The 13722-nt window shown below is 75.2% G+C and carries 12 protein-coding genes; 9 read left to right on the top strand and 3 right to left on the bottom strand.

Features of this window, described 5'->3' with window-relative positions; translation table 11 throughout:
- Positions 1-578 precede the first annotated feature (578 nt).
- From ACZ4M8_RS09155 to ACZ4M8_RS09130, 6 genes are all read left to right on the top strand, one after another.
- Positions 579-1364, top strand: coding sequence for a peptidoglycan-binding protein (locus tag ACZ4M8_RS09155; protein ID WP_467604754.1), 786 nt, complete (start codon positions 579-581; stop codon positions 1362-1364).
- Positions 1365-1830: 466 nt separating this feature from the next.
- Positions 1831-2757, top strand: coding sequence for a helix-turn-helix domain-containing protein (locus ACZ4M8_RS09150; RefSeq protein ID WP_467604753.1), 927 nt, complete (start codon positions 1831-1833; stop codon positions 2755-2757).
- 1075 nt (positions 2758-3832) lie between these two features.
- Entirely contained in the window at positions 3833-4822 is a 990-nt protein-coding gene (locus ACZ4M8_RS09145; RefSeq protein ID WP_467604751.1) for a malate dehydrogenase, read from the top strand.
- Positions 4823-5064: 242 nt separating this feature from the next.
- Positions 5065-6888, top strand: a complete 1824-nt coding sequence (locus tag ACZ4M8_RS09140; RefSeq protein ID WP_467604749.1) for a hypothetical protein — start codon at positions 5065-5067, stop codon at positions 6886-6888.
- Positions 6875-7246 carry a hypothetical protein gene (locus ACZ4M8_RS09135; protein WP_467604747.1) on the top strand — a complete coding sequence of 124 codons (372 nt, stop codon included), beginning with the start codon at positions 6875-6877 and terminating at the stop codon, positions 7244-7246. The genes ACZ4M8_RS09140 and ACZ4M8_RS09135 overlap by 14 nt, the downstream gene beginning before the upstream one ends.
- Entirely contained in the window at positions 7243-8253 is a 1011-nt protein-coding gene (locus tag ACZ4M8_RS09130; RefSeq protein WP_467604745.1) for a hypothetical protein, read from the top strand. The genes ACZ4M8_RS09135 and ACZ4M8_RS09130 overlap by 4 nt, the downstream gene beginning before the upstream one ends.
- Before the next feature lie 229 nt (positions 8254-8482).
- On the opposite strand, the gene ACZ4M8_RS09125 is transcribed toward ACZ4M8_RS09130, so the two are convergent.
- Positions 8483-8692, bottom strand: coding sequence for a DUF5988 family protein (locus tag ACZ4M8_RS09125; RefSeq protein WP_467604744.1), 210 nt, complete (start codon positions 8690-8692; stop codon positions 8483-8485).
- A 182-nt stretch (positions 8693-8874) separates the two neighbouring features.
- On the opposite strand from ACZ4M8_RS09125, the gene ACZ4M8_RS09120 reads away from it, so the two are divergent.
- Together ACZ4M8_RS09120 and ACZ4M8_RS09115 are read left to right on the top strand one after the other, a co-directional pair.
- Positions 8875-9885, top strand: a complete 1011-nt coding sequence (locus tag ACZ4M8_RS09120; RefSeq protein ID WP_467604741.1) for a DUF5954 family protein — start codon at positions 8875-8877, stop codon at positions 9883-9885.
- A 108-nt stretch (positions 9886-9993) separates the two neighbouring features.
- A complete protein-coding gene (locus ACZ4M8_RS09115) occupies positions 9994-10332 on the top strand; it encodes a hypothetical protein (protein WP_467604739.1) in 339 nt (112 codons plus the stop codon).
- Positions 10333-10351: 19 nt separating this feature from the next.
- On the opposite strand, the gene ACZ4M8_RS09110 is transcribed toward ACZ4M8_RS09115, so the two are convergent.
- Both ACZ4M8_RS09110 and ACZ4M8_RS09105 read right to left on the bottom strand, forming a co-directional pair.
- Entirely contained in the window at positions 10352-10960 is a 609-nt protein-coding gene (locus ACZ4M8_RS09110) for a Uma2 family endonuclease (protein ID WP_467604737.1), read from the bottom strand.
- Positions 10961-11106: 146 nt separating this feature from the next.
- Positions 11107-11937, bottom strand: coding sequence for a hypothetical protein (locus tag ACZ4M8_RS09105; RefSeq protein WP_467604736.1), 831 nt, complete (start codon positions 11935-11937; stop codon positions 11107-11109).
- A gap of 201 nt (positions 11938-12138) precedes the next feature.
- Here ACZ4M8_RS09105 and ACZ4M8_RS09100 point away from each other — a divergent pair, with 201 nt between their 5' ends.
- The gene (locus ACZ4M8_RS09100; protein ID WP_467604734.1) at positions 12139-13641 is read left to right on the top strand and encodes an aldehyde dehydrogenase family protein; all 1503 of its coding nucleotides are present in this window, start codon (positions 12139-12141) and stop codon (positions 13639-13641) included.
- Positions 13642-13722 lie beyond the last annotated feature (81 nt).

The raw sequence follows: 13722 nt of genomic DNA, 5'->3' as shown, positions 1-13722 counted from the left end.
GCGGGCCGCCCTCTCCTTTCGGGGAGGGCGGCCCGCCGTCGTTCTCCGTGCGGGCGGTGCCGGGCCCTCGGCTCCGGGGCGGGCGACGGTCCGCCGTTCCCGGTGCGGGCCGTCGGGGCGGACGGTCCGCCGTTCCCGGTGCGGGCGGCCCGGCCGGATCGTCCGGGATCGTTCAGCGAGGCTTCCTGAAGGCTGCTCCGTGCCGTCCGTGCCGTCCGTGCCGTCCGTGCTGTCCGTGCTGTCCGTGCTGTCCGTGCCCGACGGTGACGGTGACGGGGCGGGGCGGGCACCGGCCATCAGTCCGTACGTACCGGCCGGTGGTTCCGGGCCGGGTGGTGTCCGGGGTGCGGTGCGGCGCCGGCCTGACGGGACGGTGCGGGCGGGGTGCGGGGTGCGGGGCGCGGTGGGCGCGGGTCGCGGGGGAGGGAGCGCGGAGCGCGGGCGCGGGGGCCCTGTACGCGCCGGGGAGGCCCTCGCCGCCCCTGTTTCCGCCGCTCACCGGGGGCCGGAACCTTGGTATCTGTAGGCAGATCGAGGCGCCTCCTTGCCGGGAGACACCGCATGCCTATGGGGTGAACATGGCACGTTGGCAGGAACTGCCCGTCCCTCCGGACCACCGGGTGCGACACCTCGCGGTACGGATGCGGACGTTGAAGCGCCGCAGCGGGCTGAGCCTCCTCACGCTCGCCGCCCGGACCCCGTACGGCCGCGCGTCCTGGGAGCGGTACCTCAACGCCGAGGAACTGCCGCCGCGCGACGCCGTCGAGGCGCTGGCGCGGCTCTGCGCGGCCGATCCGGTGCGGCTGCTGGCGCTGTGGCGGTCGGCCGCCGAGGCGTGGGAGGAGCGGCGCGCGCAGCCGGTCACCCGGCGCGCGGCGGTGCCGGAGCGCCCCGTGGTCCCGGCCCAACTGCCCCGCCCGGGGGCGCCGCAGCCGCTCGACGGCGGTGAGGACGGCGGCCCCCGGACCAAGGTGGTCGGGGTGCTGGGCGGCGTGATGCTGGCGACCTTCGTCGCTGGACTGCTGGCGGGCCGCCCCTGGCTGGGCCCGGAACCGGTCGACGCGGCCCAGGGCGTGTTCACCGTCCGCCGTGGCCAGGAACGCGGCTGTGTGCTGACCCGCAGCGGCGGCTTCCTGTACGCCGGGCACAGCCGCACCGAGGTCCGGCTGCTGGGCACCGGCAGCACCGGCTGGGCGGTCGTCGAGGCCCAGTGCCTGCTGCGCCACCACGGCTACGACCCGGGTGTCGCCGACGGCGTGTACGGCCTACGGACCGAGCGCGCGGTCCGCGCCTTCCAGAAGGCGGCGCGACTGGCCCGGGACGGCGTCGTCGGGCCGGACACCTGGGGGGCGTTGCGGCGATGAACATGATCACGCTTCTCCCCGGGGGTGTGGGAGCGGGGTGCCGTGCGACGCGGCGCCCGAGGACGGCGTACCGGTGGGAGGCGCCTGCGGCGCGCCGTCCGCCGGTGCGTCCGGAGAGGGGGCCGGCACCGCGTCCGGTGCGGCACCGGCCCCCTCGGCGGGGCCGGGGCCGGGCCCGGCCCCGGGGCCCGGTCGTGGAGGGCGGCCGGGCCCGCGGGGGAGGCGCGGTGCCGCCCCGTACGGCACCGGGGCGGCCCGGCCCCGGTGCCGTACGGGGCCTCCCCGCAGGGATTCCGTACGCGGCGGGCGCGTGGGATGACCGTGGGCGCCGGGGGCGTGCGCGGGTGGCGGGAGCGCCTGGTTCGATGGGGCGGGGGATCGGTGGAACGGCCGGTGCCGGTGGGCGGCCCGGGGACGGACGGCGACCGTACGGCGTGATGTACGCGTACGGGGGAGAGGGGGAGGCATGCCGCGCTGGCGGGCGCTTCCGGAGGAACTGGAGCCGGAGATAAGGGAGTTCGTCCGGCAGTTGCGCGGGGTCGTGGACCGTGGCGGGCTCAGCGTGTCCGACGTCGCCGAGCGGACCGGCACGCCCCGCGCCGATTGGGTGCGCTACCTCGACGGCCGGCAGCCACCGCCGCGTACCGCGCTCGACGGCCTCGCCCGAGCGGCGGCGGTCCCCGCCGAACACCTCGCCGCCATGGGCAAGGAGGCGGAAGCCGCCTGGCACCGCCGGGCCGAGCGGAGCGACGGCCCGCCGGGGGCGCCCGGAGACGCGGGGAAACCGGGTCAGGCCGGCACACCGGGGGCGGCCGGGGCGGAGGGAGTGCCCGGCGCGCCCCGGAGCGGTGTGCGGGGTGTCCGGCGCCGCCGGGCCGTGCTGGCGGCGGGCGCGGGCGGCGCGCTGCTGCTGGTCGCCGCCGCCGTACTGCTGGTCCGGCCCGGCAGCAGCGACGCGGCACCCCGGAGACCCACCGCCACGGCGACGGCACAGCGGAGCGCCCGTCCCGTCCCGCCCCCGGGCGTACAGTGCACGGCCGACGGCTGCATGGGGCGCGACCCGGAGGCGTCCGGCTGCGCCGCGAAGGCGGTCACCACCGCACGGGGCACGGCCGGTGGCGTACTGATCGAGGTGCGCTACAACGCGGACTGCCGGGCCGCCTGGGCACGGATGGTGGGCGCCGACCCCGGCAGCCAGGTCAGCGTCAGTGCCCACGGGCACAGCGCCCGCGCCGCGGCGGGCCGCTCCGGCGCCGCCCTCACCCCCATGGTCACCGTGCCCGGCGCCCCGGGCGCCGCCACCGCCTGCGGCACCACCGCCCACGGCGCCCAGGGGTGCGCCCAACCGCTCGCCTCACCGGTACCGGTGACGGCGCCGGGCTCGGGCTCGTAGAAGCCAGGGGCGCGCGGCGGCCCGGCGCGCGCCCCTGAACCCGCCCCGTACGGGCCGCCCGTCCGGCCCCGGCGCGGGACACGCCCCGGGCTCCGAGGCCCGAGGCCCCGGCCCCCCGCAGTGCCCCGGGCAACAACGACGAGCGAGGGCACCGGCCAGGAACCCGGCCACCCGGGCAGCACTTCGTCCCGTAAATCCGGTGCCGTCACGTGAGAGGGCCGGGGCACCGCGCCCCGGGGTACTCCCGCGGCTCCCGGACCCGCCCGCCCCGCGAGGAGAACCGGTCTTCGCACCACGCGACCCACGGAGGGGGGAGAGCCCGGCGCACACGTCATGCGCAGGCGCGGGCACACGGGCGCCCACGCGACCCGCCTGGAGGGAGAACCCGGCCCGCGTCCCGTCGCATCCCGGCCGACCCGTGTGCGCCTGGTAGCGCATCAGAAACCCGCGCCCCGCGATGATTCCCCAGGTACCGGCGGTGCGCGGTCGGGTGACGGGGCGCGGGCGGCCCCCGGTGAACTGGCCGGTAATGACCGGAGGGGCCGGTGTGGTCCGTGTCGTGAGGCATGCCGTCGTTCATCCCGGGCAGGCGGACGTCAACCCCCCACGGGTGTGCACAACCCGGCGGCCGCCCGCGCCCCTCCACCAGCGGGCGGCCGCCGCGTCGTGCGGACGGGGCCACGGACGCCGGCGCGCGGACCGGACCGGTACGGACCGGAACGGATCGCGCGGACCCCCACGGCACCCGGGCCCGCCCCGTACGGGCCGGCCCCCCACCGGCCCGTACGGCGCACCCGGGGAGAGCGTCCCGGCACTCTTGAGGGGGACAGGCGCGCAGGGGCGCGCGCCGGTGGATGTGCCGCACCGGCCCCGGCACCCGGGTGAGGCCGGTGAGCCGCGCCACACCGGCCCGGCGCCGGGCGCGGGACGGGGTCCGATAGCCTGACGGACAGGTCTCTCGATACCAAGAGACTCGTCGAGAGTCGTCGATGAGACCTCGAAAACGGGCAGACACCCACCGCCACCCAAGGTGGACCGGGGCTTGCCCCCGGAACACATCGCGCAGGAGATCGCCATGACCCGCACTCCCGTCAATGTCACCGTCACCGGCGCCGCCGGCCAGATCGGTTACGCCCTCCTCTTCCGCATCGCCTCCGGTCATCTGCTCGGCGCGGACGTGCCGGTCAAGCTGCGCCTGCTGGAGATCCCCCAGGGCCTGAAGGCCGCCGAGGGCACCGCCATGGAGCTGGACGACTGTGCCTTCCCGCTGCTCCAGGGCATCGACATCTCGGACGACCCGAACGTCGCCTTCGACGGCGCCAACGTCGCCCTCCTCGTCGGCGCCCGCCCCCGCACCAAGGGCATGGAGCGCGGCGACCTGCTGGAGGCCAACGGCGGCATCTTCAAGCCGCAGGGCAAGGCCATCAACGACCACGCCGCGGACGACATCAAGGTCCTCGTCGTCGGCAACCCGGCCAACACCAACGCCCTCATCGCCCAGGCCGCCGCGCCGGACGTACCGCGTGAGCGCTTCACCGCGATGACCCGCCTGGACCACAACCGCGCGCTCTCGCAGCTCTCGAAGAAGACCGGCACCCCGGTCTCCGAGATCCGCAAGCTCACGATCTGGGGCAACCACTCCGCCACCCAGTACCCCGACATCTTCCACGCCGAGGTGGCCGGCAAGAACGCCGCCGAGGCCGTGAACGACCAGGCGTGGCTGGCCGACGAGTTCATCCCGACCGTCGCCAAGCGCGGCGCGGCGATCATCGACGCCCGCGGCGCCTCCTCCGCCGCCTCCGCCGCCAACGCCGCCATCGACCACGTCCACACCTGGGTCAACGGCACCGCCGCCGGCGACTGGACCTCCATGGGCATCCCCTCGGACGGCTCCTACGGCGTCCCCGAGGGCCTCATCTCGTCGTTCCCCGTCACCACCAAGGACGGCGCGTACGAGATCGTCCAGGGCCTGGAGATCAACGACTTCTCCCGCGCCCGCATCGACGCCTCCGTCAAGGAGCTGTCGGAGGAGCGCGACGCCGTCCGCGGTCTCGGCCTGCTCTGACCCGCGCCGCCGGGCCGCCGCCCCGACCGGGGCCGACGGCACCGGCGCGGCCATCCGGCGTACGGCCACGGGCCCGCGCGGTCCCCAACGGATCGCGCGGGCCCGGCCGTTGCCCCGTCCGCCCGTCGAACGCGCTGGCCCGAAGCGGGCGGCTCCCCTATGCTGCCGCTCCGTAGAACGCGCGGCGGAGGGGCCGACAGGGCCCGAACCACGGCTCCGGGACGCGCCTTGGGGGAAGAGCGGTGAGTCAGACGAACGTGCCTGCCCAGCCCGGCGACCACGACAACCACATCTCCTTCGGCAAGGGCCGGGCCGCGCCTCCGCCGCCCGCGGCGCCGCCGTCCTCCGCCGTCCCGCCCGCCGCCAGCGAGGCCACCCGCCTGCTGTGCGCCGGCACCTACCTGGACGACACCTTCCGTGACGCCGTCATCGACGAGCTGTACGTCCACGAGGAGCGGTTCACCGCCCCGTCCCTGGGCATCGACGCGGCCCGCGTCCTCGCCCACGCCCTGCGCGCCCGCCGCCTCCAACTGGGCTGGGCCGCCGCCCTCCTGGGCCTGTGGCTCATCTCCGTCCCGATCTCGTTCGGCCTGAGCGGGCTCTACGTCTGGCCGGTGCTGCTGCTGGGCCTGGGCCGGTTCGTCCGCCGGCTGCGGCTGCTGCCGTTCTGGCTGGCGGCGGGGGGCGCCTTCCTGCTCCGCTGGTACGGACGGATCACGGCGGCGATGATCGTGGTGTTCCTGGCGGCCGGCGCGTTCGGCTCCACCGCGTCGATGCTCGACTGGCTCGTCCCGGGCGTCTCCGACGACGGGTACTCCACCTATGCGGGCGACGGCGCCGACGCCACCGGCTGGGCCGGCTCCGGCGGACTCGACGGCGGTTCCTCGTCCGGTCCGGGCGTGGTGCAGATGTGGACGGCGCTGATGCTGCCCGTCGCCACCGCCGTCCTCGTCGCCCTCCAGCGGCGCCGCGTCGCCCGCGTCCTGCGGGAGGAACTCTCCCGCAGCCGCTTCCCCGACCTGCGCCGCGACCCGGCCGAGGCACACACCGGCGCCCGCTTCCAGCGGCTGCGCGACCGCGTCCGCACCGAACAGCACAGCCGGCTCGCGATGTACCGGCCCGGCGAGCCGTTCCGCGGCGCCGGGGAGGCGTACGGCACCTGGTCCCTCTCGGTGGAGCTGCGGCCCCGTACGGACACCGAGGTCCGGCCGCTGGACAACGCCGCGTTCCTGGAGCGCATCGTCCCGCTGGTGCAGGCGCTGCGGGTGCCCTCGGCGCACCGCTCGCCGCAGGCGCGGTCCGCGGTCCGCGACCGGCTGCGGGAGCTGGAGACCGACGAATGCGTCTTCCTCCCGGCCGACGGCCTCCCCTCGCGCGCCGCCGCGCCGTACGCCCCCGCGGAACTGGCCCGGCACCTCGCCGACGCCGTCGAGGAGGGCGGCGAGACCCGGCGGCACTTCCTGCGCATCCGGGTCGGCGGCTGGCACGAGGGCGTCGTCACGACGCTGTTCGTCCGGGTCCACACCCAGGGCGGCATGCTGATGCTGGAGGTCGCGCCGCATGTGCTGTGGCCGCTGCGGCAGGACTTCCAGGACGCCGACCGCTTCGCCCACCAGGAGGCCCACCTCCACCCCGTCGTACAGGGCCTGCGGGCGCTGACCGGGACGTCGCGGGCGTGCGCGCACGCGGTCACCGGCGTCGCGCGGTGGCTGCGCTCCGGATGGCGGATGGCCATCGGCGGCCACGGGACCGCGCTGCCCGAGGGCCCCGCCCTCGCGGTGCGGGAACTGGGCTCGTACGGCGACGCCTCGCTCTTCCAGGGCATGGACGCCGCCCGGTACCTCAAGACCGTGCAGCAGCGGGTCGCCGCCGGGGTGACCACCGCGCTGCACGAGGCCGGGTACGTCACCGAGGAGTTCGAGCGGCGCGTGATCAACGTCGCCGAGGGCGGCGTCTACGTCGAGTCCGCCCAGGGCGCGGTGGCCATCGGCGACCGCAACACCGTCACTCACAACGACCGGCGCACCGGCGCGCCCGGAGAAGGGGCCACCCGTGGCAACAACTGACGACCAGGGCAGCGGCATCCGCATCGGCACGGTGAACGGTGCTCTCGCCATCGGCAACCACAACACCGTCACCCAGAACACCGGCGGGGGTCCGGCCACCGACCCGGCGCACGCGGAGCTGCTGCGCGCCGTCCGCGCACTCCGCGAGGACCTCGCCCGCGCGGTCACCACCCCGCAGACCGAGGCCCTGGGCGGAGAGCTGGCGGACACCGAGACGGAGATCGAGGACCGGGGCGCCGCGGGCCCCCGGCGCCTGGAACGGCTGCGGACCGCGCTCACCGACGCCGGTTCCGTCGTCGGACTGCTCTCCTCCGGTACGGCCGTCGTCGAGGCCGTCGCCGCGCTGGTGGGCGGATGACCGCACACGGCGGTGGCCCCGCCCGTTGGAACAGCGACACCCAGCGGTGGGAGGACGGCGCCCCGCCGCCCGCCCCGTACACGGGTCCGCCGCCGCCCCGCCCGGCCTGGACCCCGCCGCCGGCGGCCCCGTCCGCCGCACCGGCGGCCGGGCAGAAGGCGGGCGGCTCCGGCGCGTCCGGTGCCGCGACCGCACCGGACGAGGCCGCTCCGGTCGCCGCGCCCGGGACGCCGCCGCCGTCCGCGCCGGAGCCGGCGGCGGCCCCCGCGCCGTACGCCGGTCAGGCCGCGCTGGACGCGTTGCCGGGGAGCATGACGTGGGACGAGCGGCCGACGGTCGCCGGGCGCCGCTCGCCGCGCCGTACCGCCGTGCTGGTGGCGGGCGCCGCGGTCGCCGTCATCGGGCTGGGCTTCGGCGGCGGCTGGCTGCTGTGGGGCAGCGGCGCCGCACCCGACCCGGGACCGGCGCCCGCACCGACCGCCGCGGCGAACGGCGGCCCGACGTCGCACCTGGAGCTGCCCACCGAACCGGCGGAGCCGACGCCGACCGGCACCGGCCTGCCCGAGGGCTTCCATCTCGTCCACAACACCGACAAGGACTTCACCCTCGCCGTACCGGAGGGCTGGCAGCACAGCTCCCGTACGGACGGTGAGTTCTACACCTCGCCGGACGAGCGGGGGCTGGTGCAGGTCTTCGAGATCAGCGACCCGGACGAGACGCCCCGCCACTCCCTGGAGACCGCCTCGAAGAGTCTGGCGGGCAACCCCGGCTACACGGAGATCGAGCGCGGCGCGTTCGGCGACGGCGCGCCCTCGTCGGACGCCGCCAAGCTGGTCTACGCCTACGACAGCGCGCAGCTGGGCGAACGCGTCCAGGTGGTGGACTGCGCCTTCAGCACCCCCGACGGCCGCCAGTTCGCGGTTCTGGTCCGCGGCCCGGTCACCGACTGGCCCCAACAGGAATCCACCCTGCGCGCGGCGCTCAACGCGTTCGTCCCGCACGCGTGAGGAGAGCGGGGCGGGGGCTGCCGGCCCCGGAGCGGGCGGGGGCCTGACGCCGGATCGGGGCGCGGCCCGGTGACCCGGGACCTGAGCGGCCGTCAGGCGCGCTCCGGGCCCGGCCCCGTCGCCGGATGCCGGCGGTCCCGGTCCCGGCCCGTCACCGAACGCCCCGGGCCCCGGGCGCCGCGCCGCTCACCCGCCGGGGCGGGCCCCACCGCCCCGGCGGTACAGGCACTCACCCCGGCAGTTCCGTCCGTTCCCACCACTCGTAGACCGGGAGCCGGCCCTCGGGCGTCTCCTCGTGGCGGCCGGTGGCGCGGAAGTGTTCGTAGCCGTTGCGCCAGGCGATCTTGATCTCCGGTCCCGGTGGCTCGATCGGCACGATCCGCTCCGGGAAGTCGGCGGGTCCGCCGCTCAGCACTGCCTTCGTCTCGGTGTCAGCCATGTCCGGATTGTCGTCCCGGGCCCGCCGTCGCCGGGCGGCACCACGCCGACGCGGTACGCGCCGGGGCGGCGACGGGCGCACGGACGGCGGACGCATTCCGGCCGGGCCCCCGCGCCACCCCCACAGGTGGTTTGCCCGCCGACCCGACGACCTACGGGCGGGCCGCTGCCCAGACTGCGGACATGACGGAACACGGCGAGGAAGTGCCCGCGTACCGCACCATCAGGGTCACCGCTCAGGACGGCCCGGTGGCGGAGTTGTCCGAGGAGGAGGCGTGGCGGGCGCGGGAGCGCTACCCGGAGCTTCTGGGCACCGGCGGGCCGGTCTTCGGCGCCGCGCGCGAGCGGGAGCAGGGCGGCTGGGAGGTGTGGTGCTTCGGCGGCAGCGGCCCGCAGACCGCCCGTGACGCCCTGGCCGCCGAGTTCCGGCGCCGGGCCCGCCGCTCCGCCCGTACCGGGCAGGCCCCCGCGTTCCTCGCCGCCGCCGCCCGGCTGGAGCGCGAGCGGCCCGACGACCTGACCGTCCTGGGGGCGCGCTACCGCGTCGTGCGCTGCGAGGAGTTCGTCCGGATGGGCCCCGACGGACCGGAGCCGCCGCGCCCTTCGGACCCGGACCCGGCGCGGTACGGCGATGCCTGTCACCCGGGCCGGACGCAAGGTTTCGTCATCGACCCGGCGGCCGGTACGGGTATGGCGGACGGCGTCCTCAAACTCGATCTGCTGCAGTTCGTCCGGGTGGCGGGCTCGGCGCCGCCGGACGTCGAGCGGGACGAGCGGCGGGCGGCCGTCAGCCACCCGGGCGGGGTGCTGCTCCCCGCGGCGTTCATGGTCGCCGAACGCACCGGCGGCGAATGGCAGGCCCACACCGCCTCCTGCGACACCCCGCAGGACGCCCGCGACGCGCTGACGATGTGGCTGCGCGTCCTCGCCCCCGTCACCCTCAAACTCGCCGGTGCGGAGCGGGCGGCGTACGAGCGGGCCGGCGACCGGCTGGCCCGGCGCCCCGGCAACGACATCCGCGTCGAGGGCCACCCGGGCCGCTGCTTCAAGGTCGTCCGCGTCGAACGGCTGGTCCGGATCGGTCCGGACGGCCCCGAGGGCCCGCGTCCCTCCGACCCGGACCCGGACGCCCCGTCCGCGGACCGCGCCCGGCGCCGCGACGGTGCCCCGGAACGCGGCCAGAGTCATGGATGAGATGTGCCGGATGAATCAACTGACGTGCAGTGAAGGGGAGTTGGGGGACCCGGCGCGCGGAGCGACGGCCGGGCGGCCCGTGTCGCGGCCCCCGCATAGGGTGTGGGCATGAACACGCCCACCCCACCACCGTCCGGCAAGGGCGACGCCCACGCCCGGATCGCCGCCCTGGAGGAGAGCCACCGGCGCATGGCCGCCGAGATCGAGCGCCTGGAGGACGAGGTCCGACAGCTGCGCCGCCCCGGCCTCGGGTTCATCGCCCGGGTCGGTGTCGGTCTGATCGTGCTGGTGATGGCCGTGCAGATCGCCATCCCGATGACGCTCGCCCTGGCCTCGGCGGTCTTCGGCCGCGCCGCCCCGGCGGTCGTCGGCCTGACCCTGACCGCCCTGATCGTCGCGGGGCTCCTCACCTACACGGTGCGTCGGGGCCGGGCCAAGAGGGCCTGAGAGGGGTGCCTCCGGACGGTCAGTCGCGGGGGAAGTCCTCGGTGGCGAGCGTGATGCCGACGATCGTGCCGGTCAGGTCGACGGGCTCGCCGTACGCGAGGGTGAGATCGCTCTTGTAGTCGCCGCCCTCCGGGTGGGTGAAGACCCGGCAGCGGGCGGTGTACGGATCGGCGATCAGGTACACCGGCACCTCGGCCTGTGCGTAGGCGGCCTTCTTGGGGCCGTAGTCGTTGACCCCGGTGCCGCGGGCGACGACCTCGGCGACGAATTCGATGTCCTGGTGGCGCCAGCGGCCGTGGGTGTCCTTCTCGGCGTCGGCGGCGAGCGCCACCACGTCGGAGGCGAAGCCGTTCATGTGACCCGGGAAGTCGATCCGGACGTCGGACTTCACGCGGTTTCTCGGGTAACGGTCCCGCAGCGCCTCGATGATGATGAGAATGATCTCCCAGTGTGTGTCCCGCTGCGGTGACATGAAGACGTTCCCCTCGACGATCTCGACCTTGTAACCCTCGGGGACTGGCATCTTCTCCAGGCGCTCGAACAGGTCGTCCAAGCTGAGGTCGCCGTTCTCGGGCATGTCGATCCTGTCGGTCTCGATTACGTCGGTCCGTACGAGGCTGATGGTCATCGTGCCGCTCCTCCCCGCTGCCGCGCGGCGCGGGCAGCCGCGTGGTCCAACGATACGCGCGGGGAGGCGTTACGTGCGTACGTGCGAAAAACATTCCTGTTTGCGTACCGCGCACGGGAGTTGGTGTCGCTGCCGTGTCCCTGGCCTCACGTCTCCTGGGAGGGCGGTTTCGCGCCCGGGAGCTGGTCCTCGACCTCGGAGATGTCGAGGCTCTGGGCGGGGGTCGGGGTCTTGGACGGGACGTGGGCGCCGTAGTTGCTGAGGAGGATGGTCGCGGTCTGGTGGTCGACCTCGGCGGTCATGCGGCGGGGGACGTGTTTGCCGTCGATGGCGACGTAGAGGGTCTGGCTGGCGTTGCCGCGGGTTTTGAGGACGGGCAGGACGCGGGTGCCCTCCTGGACGGTCGGTTTGCCCTTGCGCAGGGTGAGTTTCGGCTCGGGGGAGGAGCCGGGCGGGGGCGGGGTGGGGGACGCGGAGTCGCCGGAGCCGGCGGTCTGTTTCTGGAAGGCGGCCAGGTCGCAGGCGGCGGCGATGCTCGCGGGGAGCGGGTCGTCGGTGGTGCCGTGCAGGTAGCGGCCCTTGACGCGGGCGATGACGGAGGCGGCGGCGTCCGCGGAGAGCTGGCCCTTCCAGAACGCGTCGTCCGGCTTGAGCCAGATCTCCCGGCCGTGCTTGATCAGCTCGACCTTGCCGTAGCGGCCCTTGCTGATGGCGCCGGCGCAGTCGCCGGAGCGGTCCATCGTGAGGTCGAGGCGGGTGGCGTCGACGCTGGTGCTGGTGCGCAGCCGCAGGGAGGTCGCGGCGAGGAGTTCCTTGCGGGCCAGCTCCGAGATCTGTTCGGCGGACTTCCCAGCCAGATCGCCCTCGTCCCCGGAGTCGCCCGCGCGGGCGGGCGCGGTCCCCGCGAACCCGCCGAGAAGGGCTGCGCCGCAGGTCAGGGCGGTGAGGGTGGTCGCGGTTCGGCGTCTGCTGCTCATCCGTGGGCACCTCCGCACCAAAAGGGGCGTACGTGGGGACGTACGGCTATTCAGGGTACGTATGCAGACATTCGGCCGCACATTGAGTGACTCGGGCCACTTTCGACGAATGGTTGGGCATAGCTGTAGAGGTTTCGGGGAGGGGTCCCCGTTGCTGGTGTGAACCAGTGGAACAAATCGGTAACGGAAGGCAGAACAGACGTGTCGGCAAGCGAGACCATTCACGTAGACGGGGTGTGGCGCGCCGCCGCATCCGGCGCCACGCGGGAGGTCCTCGATCCCGCCGACGCCACGGTCATCCAGCTGGTGGCCGAGGGCGGCGCGGAGGACACCGACGCGGCGGTGGCCGCGGCCCGCCGCGCCTTCGACGACGGCACCTGGCCCGCCACCCCGGTCGCCGAGCGCGCCGCGCTGCTGCGCCGCGTCGCCGACCTGCTCCAGCGGGACCGCGAGGAGATCGCGCTCATCGAGAGCCGCGACACCGGCAAGACACTGGAGGAGGGCCGCGTCGACGTCGACGACGTCACCAACGCCTTCCGCTACTTCGCCGACACCGTCATGAACGAGAGCGGCGGCCGCGTCGTCGACGCCGGCTCCGCCGATGTGCACAGCGTCGTCGTCCACGAGCCGGTCGGCGTCTGCGCGCTGATCACGCCGTGGAACTATCCGCTGCTCCAGGCCAGCTGGAAGGTCGCCCCGGCGCTCGCCGCGGGCAACACCTTCGTCATCAAGCCCAGCGAGGTCACCCCGCTGTCGACGGTGCACCTGGTGAAGCTGCTGGTCGAGGCCGGTCTGCCGGACGGCGTCGCCAACATCGTCACCGGCGCCGGGGTGCCGGTCGGGCAGCGGCTCGCCGACCACCCGGACGTCGACCTCTTCTCCTTCACCGGCGGTCTGGTCTCCGGCACGAAGGCGGGCGCCGCCGCGGTCGCCGGCGCCAAGAAGATCGCCCTGGAGCTGGGCGGCAAGAACCCCAACGTGGTCTTCGCCGACGCCTGCGCCACCGAGGAGGGCTTCGACACCGCCGTCGACCAGGCGCTGAACGCCGCGTTCATCCACAGCGGCCAGGTCTGCTCGGCCGGCGCCCGGCTGATCATCGAGGAGTCCGTCAAGGACCGCTTCGTCACCGAGCTGGCCCGCCGCGCCGAGAAGATCAAGCTCGGCCGGGGCACCGAGGACGGCGTGGAGTGCGGTCCGCTCGTCTCCCAGCAGCAGCTCGACAAGGTCGAGGCGTACGTCGCCTCCGCGCTCGCCGAGGGCGCGAAGCTGCGCACCGGCGGCTCGCGCCCCGAGCCCAGCGACATCCGCCCGGCGAGCGGCTACTTCTACTCCCCGACCGTCCTCGACGGCTGCCACCGGGAGATGAAGGTGGTCCGCGAGGAGACCTTCGGGCCGATCCTCAGCGTCGAGACCTTCACCACCGAGGACGAGGCCGTCGCCCTCGCCAACGACACCGAGTACGGCCTGGCCGGCGCGGTCTTCTCCGGCGACTCCGCCCGCGCCCGCCGCGTCGCCGCCCGGCTGCGCCACGGCACCGTGTGGATCAACGACTACCACCCCTACCTCCCGCAGGCGGAGTGGGGCGGCTTCGGCAAGTCCGGCATCGGCCGCGAGCTGGGCCCGTCCGGCCTGGACGAGTACCGCGAGTCCAAGCACATCTACGAAAACCTCCGGCCCGAGCCGGTCCGCTGGTTCGGCGGCTGACCGCGCCGCACGGCGGGCGGCGCCCCTGACCGCCGCCCGCCCCGCCGGGGCCCGGAGCCCCGGCCGCCCGGGGCCGCCCCG

The sequence above is a fragment of the Streptomyces sp. NPDC027185 genome, assembly GCF_055567035.1.
The sequence above is the reverse complement of the archived record's forward strand: the minus strand, read 5'-3'. Positions and strand labels throughout refer to the sequence as shown.